We start from the raw sequence: 20,546 nt of genomic DNA on the forward strand, positions 1-20,546 counted from the left end.
GTTCGTCTTGGATGGCGGGCCGTGACTCGTCCCGGCCCGTCCCTCCTCGCGCGCGCCGCCGCGCTGCTGGCCCTCGCGGCCGTGTCGTTGTCCGTGTCCTGCAAGGGCGCCTCCGTCCAGGTGAAGCGCTCCGTGCCCGCGGACCTCGCGGTGTCCGCCGTCGTCGTCTATCCCTTCGGCTTCCGCTGGGAGACGCCGGCCTGGCGCGCGGTGGAGCTGTCCCAGCGGCTGGTGGACGTGGCCCTGGCCGAGGCGGCGGAGCAGGCCCTCTTCTTCGGCCCCACCGAGGTGCGCGTCTACCGCCCGGACGAGGACAACGCCTGGGCCGCCAGCGACGCCGTCGCCGTGCTGGCCGCGTACGGCGTGCGCCCGGACAGCGCGCTGGTGCTGCGCCCCCGGGCGGAGAAGCGCGTCCAGGCCGGCCAACGTGAACTGGTGGACAGTCGCGGCCGCACCGTGGGCCAGAGCGCCCAGGAGGCGGTGACGTACCTGGGCACCGTGGAGGTGCTGCACCCCGCCACGCGGCAGGTGGTGCTGGAGGTGTCCGGCGAGGCGGCGGCGGACCCCTTCGCGGAAGTCACGGACGAGGGCGCGGACCCGGCGCCGGAGCTCACCCTGCTGATGGCGGACCTCACCCGCGAGGCGCTGAAGGGGCTGTCGGGCACCCTGAAGCCGCCCCGCGCGCCCTCTCCGCCCGTGGCCACCTCCGTGGCGTGGGTGCCCTGGGAGACGCTGGAGCTGGGGCCGGAGCTGGCGGCACGGGACGCCCTGGACGCGGAGCTGCTGCGCCAGCAGCGCCTGCGCTTCGCCAACCCCGGCCTGGAGCCCGCCGTCCTGGACACGCTGGCCCGGAAGCCCGGCGGCCTGTACGTCCGCGCAGCCCCCGCGGGCGCGAAGCTGGCGGCGGGAGACATCGTCCTCTCGCTCGACGGCCGCCCCGTCCCGCCGCAGGCCCTCGCCCGGACGCGCCTGGCTCCTGTTCCGTCGGAGGCACGCGTGCAACAAGCCTCTGGGCAGATTGTTTCACTCGTGCTGCCCTGATGTTTTCAGTCGCGCGCGGACGCGCGTCGGGCTTGCCCCCCCGGGCGACTCGCACCTAAAGAGGACCCCATGATGGAACCCAGGCCCGAGGTCACCCAGACCGCCCAGACAGAACAGGAAGGCCGCAGCACGCGGATCCCCATCCACGAGTGGACCGTGGAGGTGGTCGCCGGCCCGGACAAAGGCAAGAAGGTGACGACCCAGGACGGGCTCGTCCGCGTGGGCTCGGACCCCGCCAGCGACCTGGTCCTCACGGACGTCACGGTGAGCCGCCGCCACGCGGAGGTGGAGCGCAGCGCGCGCGGCCTGCTGCTGCGCGACACCGGCAGCCGCAACGGCACCTTCCTGGACGGCCGGCAGGTCATCCAGGCGTACCTGTCCAGCGGGGACAAGATTGAGCTGGGCAAGACGAAGCTGTCCGTGAAGGTGGCCCCGCGCCCCACGGAAATCGAGGTGGCGGGCGCCGAGTCCTTCGGCGCGCTGGTGGGCGCCTCGGAGAAGATGCGCTGGGTCTTCACGGAGCTGCGCCGCATCGCCCGCGAGGACATGAGCCTGCTCATCGAGGGTGAGACGGGCACCGGCAAGGAGCTGGCGGCGCGCGCGGTGCACCAGCACTCGGCCAGGCGGCACGGCCCCTTCAAGGTCGTGGACTGCAACCTCATCTCCGAGGAGAAGGCCGAGCGGGAGCTGTTCGGCGGCCTGCGCGCGGGGGACAACGAGGACCGCGAGGCGCGCGGCGTCTTCGAGGCCGCCCGGGGCGGCACCCTCTTCCTGGACGAGGTGGGCGAGCTGCCGCTGCCCGTGCAGGGCAAGCTCCTGCGCGTGCTGGAGACGCGCGAGGTGCCGTCGCTGGACGGGCAGCCGGTGGCGGTGGACGTGCGCGTCATCGCCTCCACGCACCGCAACCTGGAGGAGGACGTGCGCCAGGGCCGCTTCCGCGCGGACCTCTACTTCCGGCTGGCGGTGGCGCGCGTGCGCCTGCCGCCCCTGCGCACCCGGCGCGAGGACCTGCCCGCGCTGGCCCAGGCGCTCTCCCAGACGCTGCGCGCCAGCGTGACGCTCACCCCGCAGACGCTGGCCCTCTTCGAGGGCTACGACTGGCCGGGCAACGTGCGCGAGCTGCGCAACGTGCTCGAGCGCGGCGCCCTCATGGAGGAGACGGGCAACAGCAGCTGGCTGGACTTCCTCGCCCAGCCCTCGCGGCGCGCGGAGGGCCAGGCCCCCGCCACCGACGTGTCCGCCATCGTCTCCACGCTGCCGTACCACGAGGCGAAGGACAGGGTGCTGGCCGACTTCGAGCGCTTGTACTTCGCCGAGGTGATGCGCACGGTGGGCTTCGACATGAAGGCCGCCGAGCAGCGCACCGGGCTTTCCATGCAGAGCCTCTACCGACTGTTGAAGAAGAACGGGCTCCGTCTCAAGGACCTGAAGAACGCCGAGGGCCTGGAGAAGTAGGAGCCACCCGACTCGCAGTCCCACCCCAGGGAGAACCACCGCATGTTGCGTCGTGTCGCCGTAGCATCCGTCGTCCTCACCGCCGCCTGTGCCGGTCAGCAGAAGACCGAGGGCGCCGCGCAGGGCACCCAGCCCACCAGCACCGAGGAGCGCGTCCGCATCACCAACCAGCCCCCGTTCGACCTGGTGGCCTGCTTCCCGCGCGAGACGGCGGTGCCGGACCAGACGAGCCAGGGCGTCGTCCTGGGCTCGCTGCTGGCCGTGCGCCCGCAGGTGCAGGAGTGCCTGGTGGACCCGAAGAACCGGGGTCCCGCGCCCACGACGAAGGTGTCCGTCAAGACGACCGTCACCGACCAGGCCACCACCCACGCCGTCACCGGGGAGAACCTCACCCCCGAGGGCACCGCCTGCGTCCAGAAGCTGGTGGACACGGCCGTCCAGCCGGCGCTGCTCGCCAAGGGCGCGCAGCCGGTGGAGGCCACCATCCCCTTCGAGCACACCGCCAGCGGCCTGAACTCCGTCACCTTCGGCATCAACGAGGGCTCGGACTTCACCGGCGCGGTGCGCCTGGGCCTGCCGACCTGGTGTGACTGCTACGCCAGCTTCAAGGACAAGGTCCCCCCGACGCTGACGGCCAAGGTGAAGCTGGTGAAGACGAACGCGACGCCGGCCGAAGTCACCTTCGAGCCCTCCGGCAGCACCGAGGGCGACCAGGTGTCCGCGTGCCTCCAGCAGAAGATGGCCGCGCTGCCGGCGAAGCTGTCCACCGACGAGCTGACCTTCGCGTACCGCTTCGTCCACTTCAACTCGCAGGCCTCGGAGGCCGCGGCGGCCACCCTGCCGTCCGAGCTGCGCTTCCTGCAGCTGGACCTGGTGCGCACGCAGCGCGCGGCGGACGCGGCCATGGCCGACGGCGCCCGCGCCCCCGCGGCGCAGGCCTTCGCCGAGGTGGTGGAGCGCTACCAGAAGACGAAGAACTACAAGCTCTTCGACGAGCTCGAGAGCAAGTGCAACGCCCTGGTGAAGGCCGACGCCCGCGTGGTGGAGACCATCCAGGCCCGCCAGGCCACGGAGCAGGCCGCGCTGGCCATTGCCCAGGAGATGAAGACCAAGGACGCCGAGGGCTGGACGGACGCCGAGGCCGCCACCCAGAAGAACCTGGACGAGACGATGAAGGAGCTGACCGAGGCCCAGAAGATCGCCACCCAGGACAAGTCGGCCTGCCCGAAGAAGTCCTACAAGTAGCCGTCACGCTGGCCTGAAAAGCACGAAGGCGCGGGAGCCCGGATTCCGGCTCTCGCGCCTTCCGTGTTTCAGGAGTGCCCCGGGGTGCGCCCGGGGCCCGCCGCGCCCCCCGCGCTACGCCGCGGTGACCTTGTCGTCGTTGGCCGCGCCGGACTCGCGCATGCGGACGCTGACGAGCTTGGAGATGCCCGGCTCCTCCATGGTGACGCCGTAGAGGGTGTTGGAGACCTCCATGGTGCGCTTGTTGTGGGTGATGAGGATGAACTGCGACTGCTTGCTCATCTCCTTCACCATCTCGTTGTAGCGGCCCACGTTGCCCTCATCCAGCGGCGCGTCGACCTCGTCCAGGAGGCAGAAGGGCGTGGGCTTGATGAGGAAGATGCCGAAGATGAGGCCCACGGCGGTGAGGGCCTTCTCGCCACCGGAGAGCAGATTCACGCTCTGCAGCTTCTTGCCGGGCGGCTGGGCGACGATTTCCACGCCGGGCTCGGCGTTGGGCCCCTCGCTGGTGAGGATGAGGCTGGCCCGCCCGCCGCCGAACAGGCGCGGGAAGATGGCCTGGAACTTCTCGTTCACCACGTCGAAGGTCTGCTTGAAGCGCTCGCGGCTGGTGGCGTCGATGCGCTGGATGGCCTCCTTGAGCTGGACGATGGAGTCCTGGAGGTCCTTCTTCTGCGCGGTGAGGAAGTCGTAGCGCTTGGACAGCTCCGCGTGCTCGTCGATGGCGGTGAGGTTGATCTCCCCCATCTTCTCCACCTGGGCGCGCAAGTCCTTGAGCTCCGCCTCCGTCTCCGGGGCGAGCGCGGGCAGCAGGTGGTAGCGGTGCAGCTCGTTCGCCAGCTCCACCTGGTGGCGCTCGCGGATGCCGGCCGACAGGTGCTCCAGCTCCAGGGCAATCTCCCGCTCGCGCAGGGAGATTTGCGACAGGCCCTGCATCAGCTCGTCCACGCGGCCGCGCAGCTCGCGGAACTCCGTGTCCTGCTCGCGCACCTCGGCGGAGGCCGTGACGTGCGCGGCGCGGCGGGCCTCCAGCCCCTCCGCGGCCAGCCGGTGCTCCCCGGCGCGCTGGGCCAGCCCGCCCTCGGTCTCCGTGGTGCGCCGCTCCAGCTCTTCCACCTTCGCGCCGCCCTCCACCACCGTGGCCTGCAGCCGGGTGACGCGGGTCTCCATCTCCCGGCGCTGCGTCACCAGGCTGTCGAGCTCCTTGCGCGCGGACTCGCCGCGCTCGCTGCCCGCGGCGACCTTGATGCGCAGCCCCGTCAGGTCCGCGTTGGCCGTCTCCGCGCGCTGGCGCAGGGACTCCTGCTCCGCCACCAGCTGCCGCACGCGCTCCTCGCGGCCCTCGCGGTCCGCCTGGCCATGCGCCACCTCGCCGCGGCTCGTCTCCTCCTCGTGGGACAGGCCGCTGTGCGTCTGCGCCAGCTGCGCGTCCTCGGACTCCAGCGCCCGCAGCCGCTCCCGCACCCGGGCCAGGTCCTCGCCGGCCTTGTGCAGGTCCTTCTCCTGGCTGGCGAGATTCACTTCCTCCGCGTGCTGGTTCTTCGCCAGCCCCTTGAGGACACCCTCGGTGTGCCCCATCTGCTTCTGGAGCGTGTAGTGCCGGGTGAGGATTTCGTTGTAGCGCTCCTCCACCCGCGCCACCTCGGCGGCCAGCTCGGCGATTTCGCGCTTCTTCTGGAGCGCGCCCACCGCCGCGCCCTCGCGCTCACCGCCGACGATGGTGCCGTCCGCGCGGAACACCTCGCCGTCCAGCGTGACGAGCGTGCACGGCGGCCCGCCCGCGTCCGAGTAGGCGCGCGCCGTGGCCAGGTCCTGGACGATGACCACGTCCCCGAGCAGCAGCTGCACCAGCGGCCGCAGGGAGTCCTCGCACGTCACCTCGCGCGGGGCATGGGCCAGCACGCCGGAGCGGCTGAAGTCCGGCTCCAGCGGGGCCGGCAGCGAGTCCAGCGCGGGCACCGGCAGGAAGCTGCCCCGGCCCTCCGCGTGGCCCTTGAGGTACTCCACCAGCTCCACGCCCTTGTCGCGGCTCTCGACGATGACGTGCTGGAGCCGCTCGCCCAGGGCCGCCTCCACCGCGCGCTCGTAGCGCTGGGTGACGGAGATGACGTCGGCCACGAGGCCGAAGATGCCCTGCTCGCGGGCCACGGTGCCCGCGCGCATCATGACGGCGCGCACGCCCCGGTCGAAGCCGTCGTAGTTCTTCTGGATGTCCTCCAGGGACGACAGGCGGCTGCGCTTGTCGCTCAGCTCCTCGCGCAGGGCGATGACCTGGATTTCGTTCTCCGTGAAGTCGGCGCGGGTGCGGCTGAGCGCCTCCTCCTCGTGCCCCTTGCGCTCGGCCAGCTCCGCCGCGAGGTGCCGGGTGTCCTCCACCCGCTTCGCCACGTCGCCGCGCACCTTCTCCAGCTCCGACTCCTGGCCGCGCAGCGTCTCCAGCTCCGCCTGGAGCTTCGCCCGGCGGGCCTCCAAGTCGGTGCGCTGGCGGGCCAGGTTGACGAGGTTGCTCTCGTGGTTGGCCAGCCGCCCGGCCACCGCGACGAGCCCGGCGCGCTCCTGCTCCAGGCGCATCGCCACCTCGGTCTGCAGGTGCGACACGCGGCGCAGCTCCTCCTGCGCCACCTGCATCGCGACCTCGTCCTCCTTCCACGAGCCGGCGATGCCGGACAGCTCCGCCTCGCGCGCGGCCATGGCCTCGGCCATCTCCGCCTGGCGCGCCAGGAGCCCCTCCAGCTCCGTCCTCGCCCCGGCCACGCGGGCGCGCGTCTCCTCGAGGTCGCGCTTGCCGTACGTCAGCTCCTGGGTGTCGCGCTGCACGGCGCTCTCCAGCGCGTGCACCTCGGCGGCGAGCGTCTGCAGGGCGGCGCCCTCGGCGTCCAGCTCCGCGCGGCGCTTGGTGATTGCCTCCTCCAGGCCCTTCACCCGGTCCAGGCTCTCGCGCTCCTCGGTGCCCAGGTTCTCCAGGCGGGACTTGAGGACCTGCTTCTCCGCCAAGAGCTCCAGGTGCCGGTGGCTGGCCGCGTGCAGGTCGATGTCCCGCATGCGCGCCTTGAGCTTCTTGTACTTCTCCGCCTTCTTCGCCTGGCGCGACAGCGCGTCGAGCCGCTTCTCCAGCTCGTTGGTGATGTCCGTGACGCGCAGGAGGTTGGCGTCGGTCGCCTCCATCTTCCGCTCGGCGGCCTTGCGGCGCGCCTTGTACTTGGTGACGCCCGCGGCCTCCTCCAGCAGGTGGCGCCGGTCCTCCGGCTTGCTGGAGACGATGAGGCCCACGCGGCCCTGCTCGATGATGGAGTAGGCCTTGGTGCCGACGCCCGTACCGAGGAACAGCTCGGTGATGTCCAGCAGGCGACACAGCGTCTTGTTGATGAGGTACTCCGAGTCCCCGTTGCGGAACAGGCGCCGCGTGACGGTGATCTCCGAGTAGCCCTGGTACTGCGGCGAGAGCTGATCCGTCTCGTCCACGAGGAAGGTGAGCGACACCTCCGCCATGGAGAGCGGCGGCTTGTTCTCCGAGCCGTTGAAGATGACGTCCTCCATGCCACGGCCACGGAGGTTCTTCGCGCTCTGCTCGCCCATCACCCAGCGGATGGCGTCCACGACGTTCGACTTGCCGCAGCCGTTGGGGCCGACGATGCCCGTCACGCCCTCGTCGAAGGTGAAGACGCTCCGCTCCATGAACGACTTGAAGCCGGTGATGTCCAACCGCTTGATTCTCATGCCTGCGGGCTCCTGGGTGACGCGCGGAGTGCGAGGGGGTAAGCGAGCGCGAGGCCGAAAAATCGGCCTCGGAACGATCGGCAGGAGTACCAGTCGCCCACCGGGCGATCAAGCGTGACCATGCCTCAGGTGGCCATACGTTCGGCTGCTTGCCCTTCAACCGGGCTTGCCGAGCGCTGCGCCATCCGTTCCGTGGGGTTGCAAAGTGGGAGCCCCACCCTACCTTCCAATTGCTTTTTCTGGAGGTTGCCTACGTTCCAGCCCTTTCTTGCCCTGACGCTCCTCGTGGGAGCGTCCCCTACGCCGGACGTAGCACCCCGGTCTGACATGCCGGCGGTTGCTTCCTCGTCGGCATGTCCCAACCCCTACTTCCCACTGGAGGACGGCCTCAAGCTCACCTACCGGGCAGGCAAGTCCTCGCAGATGGAGCTGTCCACCAAGGACGTGTCGCCCGTGCCCGAAGGGCTCAAGGGCACCGTCGCGGTGAAGCTGAAGAACCGCCAGGGCGAGACGGAGGCCACCTGTACCTCGGAGGGCATCCGCACGGGCCTGGGCGGCCTGGAGGGCACGCTGCTCTCCGCGTCCGGCATGGACGTGCAGGTGGTGAGCGCGGAAGGCGTGGCGGTGCCCGCGCCCGCGACGATGGTGCCCGGCGGGACGTGGAAGAACAGCCTCTCCGTGAAGCTCCAGCCGCCCGCGGGCAAGACGGGGGGCATCCGGCCCACCATCGCCACCACGTTCGACAAGGAGGCCACGGTGGTGGGCGAGGAGGAGGTGACGGTGGCCGCCGGCACCTTCAAGGCGCTCAAGGTGAAGAACATCACCACCGCGCGCTCCAGCCGGCCCGGCGCCCAGGGGCGCTCCATGGAGAGCTTCATCTGGTTCGCCCCCGGCGTGGGCATCATCAAGCTGGAGACCGCCGGCAGCACGGACCTGGAGCTGCTCAAGGTGGAGCGCCCGGAGCCCGCCAAGGCCGCCGCCCCCAACAAGGGCAAGGCCATGAAGAAGGCCGTGGCGGTGAAGAAGGACCCGAAGGAGTGAGGACGTCGAAGGGAGGCCTCAGCCTCCCAGTGCGTAGTTCTCAAGCAACTCCAGCGTGCTCTTCACGGCGGGCTGGGCGTTGAGAATGTAGATGGGCGTCTTGCGCGCCCACGCCAGCCGGAGGGCCTCATACAGCAGCGCATGCACGTAGCTCTGGGTGCATGTGGGAATGCCCACGAAGTCGAGCGCGACTGACTGCCGCTTCACCAGCCTGGGCATCAGCTGGTCCTCCGAGAACCGCTGCGCCTCCCTGGCGTCCTCGACTCCCGTAGAGCGTACCACGAACTTGAAAGTCCCCGCTGGCGGCGCCTCGAAGCTCAGCCACTTGTGAATGGCTCTTCGGGGGGTACGCTCCCTGGCACGTTCGCGGATGGTCTCGATCATGCTGTCGTAGTCCTGCACTGCATCCACGGGCATCTCGAACGCCACCAACGTCCCCGGGTACCCCACTCCCTTGTGGACCTTCTGGATGCCGTGCGGGTCCTCGAAGTTCTCATCGCCCTGGAGAGTCAGAGTCGCGCCTCGCGTGGCTATGACGAGCCTGCCTCCGACGAGCTTGGTCATCTCCGAGATGAAGAACAGGCCCATGCCCGCATTCTGGGCGCTTCCCGTCTCCCCTTCATCGAACGTACTGGAGATGTGCGGCCACAGGGACTTCTCAAGTGCAGCGCCCGCATCCGCGAGCGAGGTGTGGCGGCTCTGGAGACTGACCGGGATGCCGATACCTGCGTCCACCACGGCAACCTGGACCATGGGCAGGTCCGAGTTGCGCCCTCCCCGGTTGAGCTGGGCCCCCACGATGCCGCCGAGGCGATCCTGGCTGTGCTGTACGACGTTCCGAAGCAGCTCATTGAGGACGTAGTAGAGCGTGCGCCGTGTGTCCTCAAGAGCAGGGTCGGCAACGAGCAGGCGGGAGATTTGATCTGAAGGAGGCTCGGTGGAAGCGTGCCTCTGGATACGTGCAAGCTTGACAGTGCGCCCCCTCTCAGCGGCGGCGGAAGCCAGGCCACCTGCTCCGGACAGCACATCCTCGAAGCCCACTGCGCGTGCGAACTGGCAGGAGCGCGACGCCTGCTCCAGGTTCACGCGGAGCGGCGCTTCTCCATCCGTCCGCGCACGTGCCGCCAACGCGACGAGCCCCCACAACTCGATGGGGTCGATAGCGCCAAGCGAGACACTCACCGGGTCGCTCTCCAACCAGCGCAGCAGCGCAAGGGGTTCGCTCAGCTCGACTCTCGATGGGGAGGCGATCGGCATCATTCGGAAACCTCATGTCCAGCAGCGGCGATCCCGGTCCTACTACAGGGCCTGCCCGCCCCTTGATGACGCCACGGAGGGCCGCATCATGCATCTTCCTTCGAGGATACCAGCGGAGTGTCACCATGGGACGCCCCCGAGGGCGTCTCGGCAGACGCCGCCAAGGTCGTCTCGGAGGACGCCGCCCCGGAGTCCGAGGACGGACGCGGCGCGGGCGCGGCGCGCGTCTGGGGCTCCACCACCACGCGCACCACGCGGGGCCCGTCCACCTCCTCCACCACGATGCGCCACATGTCGAGCTTGAGCGTGTCGCCCTTCTCGGGCACGCGGCCCAGCCGGGCCATCAGGTAGCCGGCGATGGTCGTCACCTCGCCCTGCTCGTCCTCGTCCAGGTCGAAGTTGACGTCCAGCCGTGCCTCGAGGTCGTCGAGCTGCGACGTCCCCGGCAGCTCGAAGCGGCCGCCCGGCAGCGCGCGCACTTCATCCATGCGCCGACCCAGCTCCGCCACGTCGCCCACCACCTCGGCCACCACGTCGGCGATGGTGACGAGCCCGGACGTGCCGCCGTGCTCGTCCACCACCAGCGCCGTCTGCCGGCGGCGGCGGCGGAACTCCGCCAGGAGCTGCTCCAGCGTGGCGTTCTCCGGGATGAAGAGCACCGGCCGCTGCACCTGGGACAGGCTGCGCAGCTCCCCGCGCGACAGCAGGAAGAAGAGGTCCTTCGCGTTCACCAGGCCCTCGACTTCGTCGAGGTTGCCCCGGCACACCGGCAGCCACGTGTGCCCGGCCGCGCGCGCGTCCGCCACGCACTTCTCCAGCGGCTCCTCCACGTCCAGGAACTTCACCTGGTTGCGCGGCACCATCACCTGCCGCGCCGTCTTCTGTGCCATCTCCAGCGCCCGCTCCAGCAGCTCCGCGCGCGCCGTCGTAATCGCCCCCGCCTGCGCCGAGCTGTGCAGGATGACGAGCAGCTCGTCCTCGGTGTGGGCCTCGTGCGACTCCCCTATCGAGTGCAGGCCGAAGACGCGCAGCACCCAGGCCGCCAGCCCGTTGAGCAGGACGATGGCCGGATAGAAGAGGAAGTAGAACAGCCGCATCGGCAGCGCGACGGCGAGCGTCGTGGCCTCCGCGCGCTGGATGGCCAGGCTCTTGGGCGCCAGCTCTCCGATGACGATGTGCAGGAAGGTGATGATGCTGAAGGCGATGACCACCGACACGGTGTGCGCCAGGGTGGCGCTGGAGCCCTCCGGAACGAAGCCCGCCAGCACCGGCTCCAGCAGCCGCGCGAAGGCCGGCTCACCGACCCAGCCGAGCCCCAGCGACGCCAGGGTGATGCCGAACTGCGTGGCGGAGAGGTACGCGTCCAGCTTCTCCACCATCTTCATGGCCTGGGCCGCGCCCGGCGCGCCCTCGTCCACCAGACCCTGCAGCCGCGTGGCGCGGACCTTCACGATGGCGAACTCCGTCGCCACGAAGAAGCCGTTGGCCAGCACCAGCACCAGCGCCAGCCCGAGGAAGATCCATTCGGTTCCCATGGGGATTTTGACTCAGAAGAGCGCTTCGAAGTCGGGGTCGCCCTTGAGGGCGTCGAACATCGGGTCCGTGGACAGCCACCCGAGGACCTTCGGCCGGTCCGCCGCCAGCGACTTCTGGAGGTACTGCACGGCGTCCTTGGGCCGGCCCCACAGCGCGAACAGCGCCGACAGGTTGTAGTTGAGCAGCAGGTCCTCGGGGTTGAGCGCCCGGGCCCGCTCGTACGCGCGCTCGGCCTCCGCGTAGAAGCCCTTCTGCGCGTAGCAGATGCCCAAATCCAGCTGCGCCTCGAAGTTGTCCGGCTCCAGGCGCACCACTTCCTTCAGCTGGGTGATGGCGGAGCGGTAGTCGCCCTCGTCCATCATCAGCGCGGCCAGCTCGTGGCGCGGGAAGGCGTCCTGCGGGTCCAGCTCGATGGCCGTCTGCAGCTCGCGCATCGCCTCCTCCACCCGGCCCTGGTCCGCGTAGGTGAGGCCGAGGTTGAGGTGCGCGTCCGGATACTCCGGGTCCAGCTCGATGGCCTCCTTGTACTCCTCCACCGCCATCTCCCCGGCGTGCGTGGAGAGGAAGCAGGCCAGGTTGTAGTGCGCCGTGGCGCTCTCCGGCTCCAGCTTCAGGGCGGTGAGGTACTCCGTCAGCGCCTCGCGGAAGAGCTTCTTCTCCGCGTAGACGGTGGCCAGGTTGTCGTGAGCGTGGGCGGAGCTCGGGTCCAGGTCGATGGCCTTCTTGAACTCCTTGATGGCCTCGTCGAGCCACCCCCGGTCCGCCAGCTCGATTCCGCGAGTGTTGTGCTCGTCGGAGAGCGCGATGTTGTCCTTTTCCCGGGCCATGAGAGCGCCGGGCAATCTACGCGCCGCGCAATCAAGGGTGCAAGGTAGAGTTTCCCCCCGCCCATGCGCCACGCCGCCCTCCTGCTGCTCCTGTTGTCCGCCTGTCACCCGCGCCCCGTCCCGCCAGAGCCCCCCTCAGGGCCTGCTCGGGGCCCGGAGGGCGCTCCCCCGCCCGCCAGCTCCAGCGACGCGGGCGTGCCCGGCCCGGGCGACGACGGGGGCCTGGCCGCCCTCCCTGGCCCGGCCGCCAGCCCCCCGGACGCCGGGCCGCCCGCCCGCCCCATCACCCTCGTGGTGGGCGGGGACGTGACGCTGGGCCACAACCACCAGACGTACTTCGACGACCAGCTCAAGAAGGGGCGCACCCGCGAGGAGCTGCTGGCCTACGGCTTCAAGGAGGTGAAGGCCCTGGGCGACGCGGCGGACCTCTTCGTCGTCAACCTGGAGTGCCCCTTCACCGAGGGGGGCGAGAAGCTGCCCAAGAACTTCAACTTCCGCGCGCGGCCGGAGCTGGTGGGCTCGCTGGTGGCCGGGGGCGTGGACGTGGTGAGCCTGGCCAACAACCACCTGATGGACTGGGGCGCCCAGGGCCTGCTGGACACGCTGGTGACGCTGGAGGCCGCGCGCATCCCCTACTTCGGCGCCGGGCGGAACCTGGCCGAGGCCCGAAGGCCCGCCATCCTCACCGTGGGCGGCGTGCGCGTGGCCCTGCTGGGCTACTTCTTCCTCGGCGAGCGCAACATCGAGCCGCCCCAGGTCTACGCCACCGAGACGACGCCGGGCGTCGCCGGCCACTTCTCCGACGTGGACGTCATGGAGCGGATGCTGCGCGAGGACATCCTCGCCGCGAAGCAGCAGGCGGACGTCGTCCTCCCCTTCTTCCACTGGGGCCGCGAGGGCACCTACACGCCGGAGCCGTACCAGGTGCGGCTGGCCCACGCGGCGATTGACGCCGGGGCCAGTGGCGTGCTGGGCAGCCACCCCCACGTGCTCCAGGCCATGGAGCTGTACCAGGGCGCGCCCGTCATCTACTCGCTGGGGAACTTCGTCTTCGGGGGGAACTGGAACCCGCGCGACAAGCGCAGCGCGCTGTGGAAGGGCCGCTTCGGGCCCGGGGGCTACCTGTCCAGTGAGGTGCTGCCCCTGCGTTCCGACCGCTTCCCGGAGCTGCCCTTCCAGCCGGTGCCCGTGACGGGTGCCGAGGCGGAGGACGTCATGCGACTGCTGGCCGACTCGTCGAAGGGCATGGAGCGGATGCTGCCCGAGCTGGAGCCGTGGGCCCGACCGCCCCCCTCCCCCGAAGCCCGAGGGAGGGAGTAGCGAGCGCGTCAGACCTTGTTGTTGGACTGGCCCTTCTTGGCGCGGCTGCGGCGGCGCTTCAGCTGGGCCTTCCGACCCTTGGCGCGGTTGGCGACCTTCTTCTTGGAACGATTTCCCTTCTGGGCGGGCATGTGGAAGGACTCCGGGTAGTGATGTGAGACCGACCGCCAATGGCGGTGAGGGCGGCCCTTGTTTCATGCGACCGCCCAAGCAGCCAAGGATTTTCTTGACTCCGCCCACCCTTGCCAGAGGGCGGGCAAAGGGGCAATACCCCCGGAACGACGATGATTGACAAACTCGAAGACGTCGAGCGCCGGTTCGAACGCCTCACCGCCGACCTGTCGAACCCCGACGTGCTCGCCGACTCGGCGAGACTCCAGAAGGTCTCCAAGGAGCGCGCGGGGCTCGAGAAGCTCGTGGACACCTTCCGCAACTACAGGAAGGTCCTGGCCGACCTCAACGAGGTCGAAGCTTGGCTGGGCAGCTCGGACGCGGACGAGAAGGCCTACGCCCGCGAGGCCCTGCCCGGGCTGAAGGAGCAGCGCGAGGAGCTGGAGAGCAAGCTCAAGCTGCTGCTGCTGCCCAAGGACCCCAATGACGAGAAGAACGTCATCCTCGAGATTCGCGCCGGCGCGGGCGGCGACGAGGCGGCCCTGTTCGCCGAGGAGGTCATGCAGATGTACCTCCGGTACGCGGATCAGCGGGGCTGGAAGTCCGACATCCTCGACATGAGCGCGGGCAACGCGGGCGGCATCAAGGACGCCACCGTGACGCTGTCCGGCGACGCCGTCTTCAGCAGCCTGAAGTACGAGTCCGGCGTGCACCGCGTGCAGCGCGTGCCGGCCACCGAGACGCAGGGCCGCATCCACACCTCGACGATTACGGTGGCCGTCATGCCGGAAGCCGAAGAGGTGGACGTGAAGATCAACGAGGCGGACATCGACCGGCAGGCCATGCGCTCCACCGGCGCTGGCGGCCAGAGCGTCAACACGACGGACTCCGCGGTGCGCCTCACCCACCGGCCCACGGGCATCGTCGTGAAGTGCCAGCAGGAGAAGAGCCAGCTGAAGAACTACAACATGGCGCTGCGCATGCTCCGCGCGAAGATCTACGAGATGGAGCAGGAGCGCCAGCGCGCCGAGCGCGACTCCACGCGCCGCTCGCAGGTGGGCACCGGCGACCGCAGCGAGAAGATCCGCACCTACAACTTCCCGCAGGACCGGCTGACGGACCACCGCATCGGCCTGACGGTGCACAACCTGCCGGGCATCATGGCGGGTGGTATCGAGGACATCATCACCGCCTGCCGGACCTACTACCAGGCCGAGGCGCTCAAGGCGCAGACCGGCGGCCCGCGGCCCGCCTCTTCCAACGCATGAGCAGCGAGCCCTGGACCATCCGGAAGGTCCTCACCTGGACGACGCAGCACTTCGAGAAGCGGGACGTGGACGCGCCCCGGCTCACCGCCGAGGTGCTCCTGTCCCACGTCCTGAAGATGGGCCGCGTCCGGCTCTACGTGGACCTGGACCGCCCCCTCTCCAAGGACGAGCTGGGCACCTTCCGCGCGCTGATTGAGCGGCGCCTGAACGGTGAGCCCACGCAGTACCTCACCGGCGTGCGCGAGTTCTACAACCGCCCCTTCAAGGTGGACGCGCGGGTGCTGATTCCGCGGCCGGAGACGGAGCTGCTCGTGGAGGCGGTGCTGCGCATGCTGCCCAGGGACGCGCCGTCACGGGCCCTGGACGTGTGCACCGGCTCGGGATGCATCGCCATCAGCCTGGCCGCCGAGCGCCCCCAGGCCACCGTGCTGGCCACGGACCTGTCCCCGGACGCGTGCGCGCTGGCGCGGGAGAACGCCGAGGCGCTCAAGGTCAGCGACAGGGTGACGGTGCTGCAGGGGGACCTCTTCTCCCCGCTGCCGCCGGACGCGCCGCGCTTCCGGGTGGTGGTCTCCAACCCGCCCTACATCGACACCGCGGAGATTCCCACCCTGTCCGCCGAGGTGCGCCGCGAGCCGAAGCTGGCGCTGGACGGCGGGCCGGACGGGCTGGTGGCCATCCGCCGGGTAGTCACGGGTGCGCGGCGCTGGCTGGAGCCTGGCGGGCTCCTTGCAATGGAGATTGGGGAGACACAGGGGCCGGCCGTCCTGGAGCTCCTGCGGGCCGCGGGGTACGCGGACGCGCGAGTGGAGAAGGACCTGGAGCGGCGGGAACGCATGGCTTTTGGGACACAGCCCGCGGCTGACGGGCCACAGGGCTGAAGAAGCACAGGGAACCATGGACAAGATCGTGATGAAGGGTGGCCCGGAGCTGCACGGTGAGGTGCGGGCCTCGGGCGCGAAGAACGCGGCGCTGCCCATCCTGGCCTCCGCGCTGCTGGCGGATGGCACCTCCACCTACCGGAACGTGCCGGACCTGGCGGACGTCGTCACCATGCTCAAGGTGCTGCGCACCATGGGCTGCGACGCGGAGCGGCTCACCGGGCGCCAGAAGGACGTGTGCGCGGTGGGTGTCAACGGCCACATCCACCCGGAGGCGCCCTACGAGCTGGTGAAGACGATGCGCGCCAGCGTGCTGGTGCTGGGGCCCCTGGTGGCCCGCTTCGGCCGCGCCCGCGTGTCCATGCCGGGCGGCTGCGCCATCGGCGCCAGGCCCATCGACCAGCACCTCAAGGGGCTCAAGGCCCTGGGCGCGGACATCCACCTGACGGAGGGCTACGTGGAAGCCCGCGCCAAGCAGCTCAAGGGCGGCACCGTCAACTTCGACGTCATCACCGTCACCGGCACGGAGAACGTGCTGATGGCGGCGGTGCTGGCCAGGGGCCGCACCGTCATGGAGAACTGCGCCCGCGAGCCCGAAATCGAGGAGCTGGCCAGGGTCCTCAACAAGATGGGGGCGCGCATCGAGGGCGCCGGCACGTCCGTCATCACCGTCGAGGGCGTGGAGGGGCTCAAGCCCGTGGACCACGCCATCCTCCCGGACCGCATCGAGGCGGGCACCCTCCTCGTCGCGGCGGCCATCTCCGGCGGCAACGTGCTGGTGAAGCACGCCGTCCCCGAGCACCTCGAGGCCGTGGTGGACAAGCTGCGCGAGGCCGGCTGCACCATTACCGCCGAGGGCGGGGGCCTTCGCTGCAAGGCCCCCCGGACGCTCAACGCGGTGAACATCACCACCACCGAGCACCCGGGCTTCCCCACCGACATGCAGGCCCAGCTCATGGCCCTCATGTCCGTCAGCCAGGGAACGTCCGTCATCAGCGAAAACATCTTCGAGAACCGCTTCATGCACGTGCCGGAGCTGCACCGGCTGGGGGCGGACATCACCATCCAGGGGCACACGGCGGTGGTGAAGGGGGTGAAGGGGCTGAGCGGGGCACCCGTCATGGCCACGGACCTGCGGGCGAGCGCCTCGCTCATCCTGGCGGGCCTGCGCGCCGAGGGGCGCACGGACGTCAGCCGCGTGTACCACCTGGACCGGGGCTATGAGCGCCTGGAGCGCAAGCTGAGGAGCCTGGGTGCCGACATCCGGCGGGTGAAGGCGAAGGCCTGAACCGGACGCCTGGACCGTCGCCTGGGCCTACGTCTGGGGTGGCGGAGAGACGGCGCGTTGCCAACAGAAGCGGCGACGTGGGTTGCATCCGAATTTTCGTGCGACCTATCATTCTCCGAACCACTGGGGAGGACTCCTCCCCCATTGCAGGAGAAGAAACCGTCCCATGGATTGCCCCAGCTGCAACGTCGAGATGTCTGATCTCGAGGGGGATGATTTGACGTTGCGAAAGTGTGGAGACTGCGGCGGGCTCTGGATCGACGTCGCGGACCTCAACCGGGTCCTGCTCCACAACAACCTCCCCGGGCTGGAGAGCCAGGGCGGCAAGGTGGACGCGCAGGCGCTGACCGGTCAGTGCCCGGAGTGCCAAGTCGACCTCGTCCGGGTCGACGGCGGCGACCGTCAGCACCCCCTCCACTACGACACCTGTGAGTCCTGCGGTGGCATCTTCCTGGAGTCGGAGTTCCAGGACGCCACCGACGTGAAGGTCGCCGTTCAGGAAATCATCGCGTTCTTCCGCCACTTCAGCGCGAAGAAGAAGCTGGCCGCCCTCTAGGCGCCCTGCCTCCCAGGCCCCAGGCAGGGCGGCCGTCCGCCGCCCCGCTGTCTCAGGGCTGGCCGCGGAACTCGCGGCCCCACTCGTCCACCACGGCCCCCTCCAGCACGAGGGACGCGTCCGGTGAGCGTGTGCCTTCCCGGCTTCCACCGCTGAGCTTCGCCGTCACCCGGCCGCGCTTCGGCACGTCCAGGGACAGTCGGGTTCCGGACAGCGTGTACGTCCCGGTGACGGAGGTGGGCCCACCGCCCTCCAGGGGCTCGCGCGTGTAGCGCCAGGTGCCGTCCATGTAGAAGGACAGGAAGCCCTCCGGCGCGCCCTCCAGGCCCCCGAACCAGGTGCCCAGCAGCGGGGCCTGCCGCGCGTCGTACTTCAGCTTCGGGGCCAGCCAGGTGCCGTTGAGGGCCTTGCCCCCGGAGTAGAAGACGAGGTCGGTGACGCACACGGGCGCGTCGTCGCTGGCGCCGGGGAAGCGGTCCACGACTTCCAGGATGAAGCGGGCGCCCGACAGGGGCTGGCTGAGGCGCACCGCCTGGAGGCCGCGCTTGTCCTCCACGGTGAGGCTGCGGGAGGCGTCCACGCTGGCGAGGGTGAGCTTGCGCGCGCGGGCGTGGGCCTTGAATGCGGCGCGGTCCGAGCCGTCGCCCGTGTAGACGCGCACCTCGTCCACGGTGACGGCGTCCTTGAAGCCGAGGGTGATGGGGGCGGGTTTCTCGCCGGTGGCGCACCAGGCGGTGGTGTCGCGGCCGTCGAGCAGGTGGAGCGGCACGTAGCGCTCCGGCTGGCTCTCGCGCTCCAGCCAGTCGTCGGCGCGGATGTAGCCGGGCAGGACGGTGGAGGCCGCGAGGGCGGAGGTGGCGAGCAGGGGGAGGAGAAGGAGGGGGCTTCGCATGGGGCCCCCATCTTGGATCGCCCCGCGCGGGGGGCTCCAGGGCCTGGATGAAAGCGCCCGCGCGGGTGTTGGGGTGCTTGACACCGGGTCGCCGCGAGGAAGGATGGCGGCCGTTCCGGAGGGAGACCGTGATGCGACGTTGGGGGTGGGTCTGTGTGCTGGCGGCGATGCTGGCCGGCTGCAAGGAGGACAAGGCGCCGCAAGCGCAGGACGCGGGCCCGGTGGAGACGGGGCCGGCCTCCCTCACGGAGAAAGAGCCCAACGAGCGGCCGGACCAGGCGCTCGAAGTCACCCGCGACAGCACGGTGACGGCGGAGCTGACGGCGCAGCCGAACAAGGCGGACGAGGACTGGTACCGGCTGGCGCCCCCCGCCGCGCGCGTGGCGGACGTCACCGTGTCCGGGCTGCCCGGGGGCGACATCACCCTGGAGGTCTACGACCGCGACCGCAACCGGCTGGCGGGCATCAACAGCGAGGGCGAGGGCAAGCCGGAGCGCTTCCCCAACCTCTTCGTGGAGGGCGAGCGCTGGGTGCGCGTGGTGCCCGCGCGCAAGGGCGTGGGCGGCGCCTACACCCTCGAGGTGAAGATGCGGGCGCCCAACGACGGCGAGGAGCGCGAGCCCAATGACCGGGCCGTGGACTCGGCGCCGCTGCCGCTGGGCCAGACGGCGACGGCCTTCCTGGGCCATGCCGGGGACGAGGACTGGTACCGCATCGAGCTGCCCGAGCCGGCCGCGCCCTCGGGCACGCCTCCGGGCATGGGCATGGAGGGTGAGCCCACGACGCCCCCGCCCCCCACGCAGGAGGGCACCGCGCCGCCCGCGCAGGGAACGGCCCCGCGGGAGGCAGCCCCCTCCCCCACCCCGGAAGGCACCTTCGCCGGGGGCGAGCCGCCGCCGCCCGCGCCGGCTCCCGAGGCCCAGCCCACGCCGCCCCCCGAGGGCGAGGGCGCGCCGGGTGAGGTCGGTGGCGCGGCGGCCGCGCAGGCCGTGCAGGCCCAGGCCCAGGACGCGGGGCCAGCGGCGCTGCCGCCCGAGCCTCCGTCGGTGGCGTTGAAAATCGAGCTGTCGGGCGTGGAGGGCGTGCGGCCGGAGCTGTCCGTGCTGTCGGCGGCGGAGGCGCCGCTGTTCACCCTGCGGGGCAAGGAGGCCGAGGCGCTGTCGCTGCGCAACATCGGCGTGCGCGCCACGGACCGCGTCGTCTACGTGGTGGTGAAGGGCAGCTGGGTGGGCACGGGCAAGGAGGCCCGCCGCACCTTCAATGCCACCACGCCGTACACGCTCACCGTGTCGCAGGAGGAGGCGGGCGCCAACGCGGAGCTGGAGCCCAACGAAGAGCTCCACAAGGCCACGCCGCTGACGGCCGGCGGCTACCGCGAGGGCTTCCTGTCGCCCAAGGGTGAGCTGGACAACTTCGTGCTCCGCACGACGGAGCCGGTGCTGGCCAAGGTGGAGCTGTCCGGCGTGGACCGGCTGGACCTGGTGCTCTCCATGGTGGAGCCGCCCCAGGGCGACGGGGAGAAGGAGACGGTGCTCCTGCGCGCCAACGAGGGCGCGGTGAAGGAGCCCGAGCGCCTCAACAACGTGGCGTGCAGCGGCAGCTGCTGGTTCCGGGTGGAGGGCGCGTCACGCAAGGTGGACGGCAAGTGGGTGAAGGACTTCGAGAACGCGGAGCAGCCCTACCGCATCACCGTCACCACGGTGCCGGACAACGGCGGCGAGGAGCGCGAGCCCAACAACACCGCCGAGCGCGGGCAGGACCTGACGCCCGGCAAGGCGGTGCGCGGCACGGTGTTCCCGGTGAAGGACACGGACTTCTACCGGCTGGACCTGTCCGACAGGCCGGTGCGCACGTCCATCCGGGCCTCGCTGCTGGGCATCCTCAAGGTGGACGTGGGGCTGTACCTGCACCGGGTGCAGCCGGACGGGAAGCTGTCGCTCGTGCAGACGGCTGACCGTGCCAAGGGCGACCAGCCGGAGAGCATCCGCTACAGCGCCGAGCCGGGCGTCTACGTCTTCGAGGTCCGCGACGCGAAGAACCGCGAGGCCAACTTCCAGGACGCCTATCAACTCACCGTCGAAGAGGGGGAGTAGCCCGACACTTCCCGTTGA

16 protein-coding genes are annotated in these 20,546 nt (G+C 70.4%); 10 read left to right on the top strand and 6 right to left on the bottom strand.

Going from position 1 to position 20,546, the window contains the following annotated elements:
* Positions 1-21 precede the first annotated feature (21 nt).
* The 3 genes from LXT23_RS40995 (at position 22) to LXT23_RS41005 (ending at position 3,741) form a co-directional block, all read left to right on the top strand.
* Positions 22-1,041 carry a hypothetical protein gene (locus LXT23_RS40995; protein WP_253985912.1) on the top strand — a complete coding sequence of 340 codons (1,020 nt, stop codon included), beginning with the start codon at positions 22-24 and terminating at the stop codon, positions 1,039-1,041.
* 72 nt (positions 1,042-1,113) lie between these two features.
* On the top strand, positions 1,114-2,496 hold the full coding sequence (locus tag LXT23_RS41000) for a sigma 54-interacting transcriptional regulator (protein WP_323379143.1): 1,383 nt from the start codon (positions 1,114-1,116) through the stop codon (positions 2,494-2,496).
* A gap of 42 nt (positions 2,497-2,538) precedes the next feature.
* Complete coding sequence (locus LXT23_RS41005; RefSeq protein WP_253985914.1) at positions 2,539-3,741, top strand: hypothetical protein; 1,203 nt, start codon at positions 2,539-2,541, stop codon at positions 3,739-3,741.
* A gap of 114 nt (positions 3,742-3,855) precedes the next feature.
* Here the strand turns inward: LXT23_RS41005 and smc are convergent, their stop codons facing one another.
* Positions 3,856-7,458 (bottom strand): chromosome segregation protein SMC, encoded by a 3,603-nt coding sequence (smc, locus tag LXT23_RS41010; protein WP_253985915.1) that lies wholly within the window; start codon positions 7,456-7,458, stop codon positions 3,856-3,858.
* A gap of 327 nt (positions 7,459-7,785) precedes the next feature.
* On the opposite strand from smc, the gene LXT23_RS41015 reads away from it, so the two are divergent.
* Positions 7,786-8,499 (top strand): TapB family protein, encoded by a 714-nt coding sequence (locus LXT23_RS41015; protein WP_253985916.1) that lies wholly within the window; start codon positions 7,786-7,788, stop codon positions 8,497-8,499.
* An 18-nt stretch (positions 8,500-8,517) separates the two neighbouring features.
* Here the strand turns inward: LXT23_RS41015 and LXT23_RS41020 are convergent, their stop codons facing one another.
* From LXT23_RS41020 to LXT23_RS41030, 3 genes are all read right to left on the bottom strand, one after another.
* On the bottom strand, positions 8,518-9,759 hold the full coding sequence (locus tag LXT23_RS41020) for an ATP-binding protein (protein WP_253985917.1): 1,242 nt from the start codon (positions 9,757-9,759) through the stop codon (positions 8,518-8,520).
* Positions 9,760-9,842: 83 nt separating this feature from the next.
* Complete coding sequence (locus tag LXT23_RS41025; protein ID WP_253985918.1) at positions 9,843-11,291, bottom strand: hemolysin family protein; 1,449 nt, start codon at positions 11,289-11,291, stop codon at positions 9,843-9,845.
* A gap of 12 nt (positions 11,292-11,303) precedes the next feature.
* A complete protein-coding gene (locus LXT23_RS41030; protein WP_253985919.1) occupies positions 11,304-12,119 on the bottom strand; it encodes a tetratricopeptide repeat protein in 816 nt (271 codons plus the stop codon).
* A 63-nt stretch (positions 12,120-12,182) separates the two neighbouring features.
* Here LXT23_RS41030 and LXT23_RS41035 point away from each other — a divergent pair, with 63 nt between their 5' ends.
* The gene (locus LXT23_RS41035; RefSeq protein WP_253985920.1) at positions 12,183-13,439 is read left to right on the top strand and encodes a CapA family protein; all 1,257 of its coding nucleotides are present in this window, start codon (positions 12,183-12,185) and stop codon (positions 13,437-13,439) included.
* 8 nt (positions 13,440-13,447) lie between these two features.
* On the opposite strand, the gene LXT23_RS49915 is transcribed toward LXT23_RS41035, so the two are convergent.
* On the bottom strand, positions 13,448-13,570 hold the full coding sequence (locus LXT23_RS49915) for a hypothetical protein (RefSeq protein ID WP_013941470.1): 123 nt from the start codon (positions 13,568-13,570) through the stop codon (positions 13,448-13,450).
* A 153-nt stretch (positions 13,571-13,723) separates the two neighbouring features.
* On the opposite strand from LXT23_RS49915, the gene prfA reads away from it, so the two are divergent.
* From prfA to LXT23_RS41055, 4 genes are all read left to right on the top strand, one after another.
* Complete coding sequence (prfA, locus tag LXT23_RS41040) at positions 13,724-14,818, top strand: peptide chain release factor 1 (RefSeq protein ID WP_253985921.1); 1,095 nt, start codon at positions 13,724-13,726, stop codon at positions 14,816-14,818.
* Positions 14,815-15,699, top strand: a complete 885-nt coding sequence (gene prmC, locus LXT23_RS41045; RefSeq protein ID WP_253985922.1) for a peptide chain release factor N(5)-glutamine methyltransferase — start codon at positions 14,815-14,817, stop codon at positions 15,697-15,699. The genes prfA and prmC overlap by 4 nt, the downstream gene beginning before the upstream one ends.
* Positions 15,700-15,715: 16 nt before the next feature.
* The gene (gene murA / locus LXT23_RS41050; RefSeq protein WP_253985923.1) at positions 15,716-16,987 is read left to right on the top strand and encodes a UDP-N-acetylglucosamine 1-carboxyvinyltransferase; all 1,272 of its coding nucleotides are present in this window, start codon (positions 15,716-15,718) and stop codon (positions 16,985-16,987) included.
* A gap of 166 nt (positions 16,988-17,153) precedes the next feature.
* On the top strand, positions 17,154-17,543 hold the full coding sequence (locus LXT23_RS41055) for a zf-TFIIB domain-containing protein (protein WP_253985924.1): 390 nt from the start codon (positions 17,154-17,156) through the stop codon (positions 17,541-17,543).
* Positions 17,544-17,595: 52 nt separating this feature from the next.
* On the opposite strand, the gene LXT23_RS41060 is transcribed toward LXT23_RS41055, so the two are convergent.
* On the bottom strand, positions 17,596-18,435 hold the full coding sequence (locus tag LXT23_RS41060; protein WP_253985925.1) for a discoidin domain-containing protein: 840 nt from the start codon (positions 18,433-18,435) through the stop codon (positions 17,596-17,598).
* 131 nt (positions 18,436-18,566) lie between these two features.
* Here LXT23_RS41060 and LXT23_RS41065 point away from each other — a divergent pair, with 131 nt between their 5' ends.
* Positions 18,567-20,528 carry an ABC transporter substrate-binding protein gene (locus tag LXT23_RS41065; protein ID WP_253985992.1) on the top strand — a complete coding sequence of 654 codons (1,962 nt, stop codon included), beginning with the start codon at positions 18,567-18,569 and terminating at the stop codon, positions 20,526-20,528.
* Positions 20,529-20,546 lie beyond the last annotated feature (18 nt).

The sequence above is a fragment of the Pyxidicoccus xibeiensis genome, from assembly GCF_024198175.1.
GTDB classification, from domain to species: domain Bacteria; phylum Myxococcota; class Myxococcia; order Myxococcales; family Myxococcaceae; genus Myxococcus; species Myxococcus xibeiensis.

What these genes read in the sequence shown, in the direction of transcription:
- LXT23_RS41000 (WP_323379143.1), top strand. Translation starts at nt 1,114, where the DNA reads ATGGAACCCAGGCCCGAGGTCACCCAGACCGCCCAGACAGAACAGGAA.
- LXT23_RS41005 (WP_253985914.1), top strand. Translation starts at nt 2,539, where the DNA reads ATGTTGCGTCGTGTCGCCGTAGCATCCGTCGTCCTCACCGCCGCCTGT.
- smc (WP_253985915.1), bottom strand. Translation starts at nt 7,458, where the DNA reads ATGAGAATCAAGCGGTTGGACATCACCGGCTTCAAGTCGTTCATGGAG.
- LXT23_RS41015 (WP_253985916.1), top strand. Translation starts at nt 7,786, where the DNA reads ATGCCGGCGGTTGCTTCCTCGTCGGCATGTCCCAACCCCTACTTCCCA.
- LXT23_RS41020 (WP_253985917.1), bottom strand. Translation starts at nt 9,759, where the DNA reads ATGATGCCGATCGCCTCCCCATCGAGAGTCGAGCTGAGCGAACCCCTT.
- LXT23_RS41025 (WP_253985918.1), bottom strand. Translation starts at nt 11,291, where the DNA reads ATGGGAACCGAATGGATCTTCCTCGGGCTGGCGCTGGTGCTGGTGCTG.
- LXT23_RS41030 (WP_253985919.1), bottom strand. Translation starts at nt 12,119, where the DNA reads ATGGCCCGGGAAAAGGACAACATCGCGCTCTCCGACGAGCACAACACT.
- LXT23_RS41035 (WP_253985920.1), top strand. Translation starts at nt 12,183, where the DNA reads ATGCGCCACGCCGCCCTCCTGCTGCTCCTGTTGTCCGCCTGTCACCCG.
- LXT23_RS49915 (WP_013941470.1), bottom strand. Translation starts at nt 13,570, where the DNA reads ATGCCCGCCCAGAAGGGAAATCGTTCCAAGAAGAAGGTCGCCAACCGC.
- prfA (WP_253985921.1), top strand. Translation starts at nt 13,724, where the DNA reads ATGATTGACAAACTCGAAGACGTCGAGCGCCGGTTCGAACGCCTCACC.
- prmC (WP_253985922.1), top strand. Translation starts at nt 14,815, where the DNA reads ATGAGCAGCGAGCCCTGGACCATCCGGAAGGTCCTCACCTGGACGACG.
- murA (WP_253985923.1), top strand. Translation starts at nt 15,716, where the DNA reads ATGGACAAGATCGTGATGAAGGGTGGCCCGGAGCTGCACGGTGAGGTG.
- LXT23_RS41055 (WP_253985924.1), top strand. Translation starts at nt 17,154, where the DNA reads ATGGATTGCCCCAGCTGCAACGTCGAGATGTCTGATCTCGAGGGGGAT.
- LXT23_RS41060 (WP_253985925.1), bottom strand. Translation starts at nt 18,435, where the DNA reads ATGCGAAGCCCCCTCCTTCTCCTCCCCCTGCTCGCCACCTCCGCCCTC.
- LXT23_RS41065 (WP_253985992.1), top strand. Translation starts at nt 18,567, where the DNA reads ATGCGACGTTGGGGGTGGGTCTGTGTGCTGGCGGCGATGCTGGCCGGC.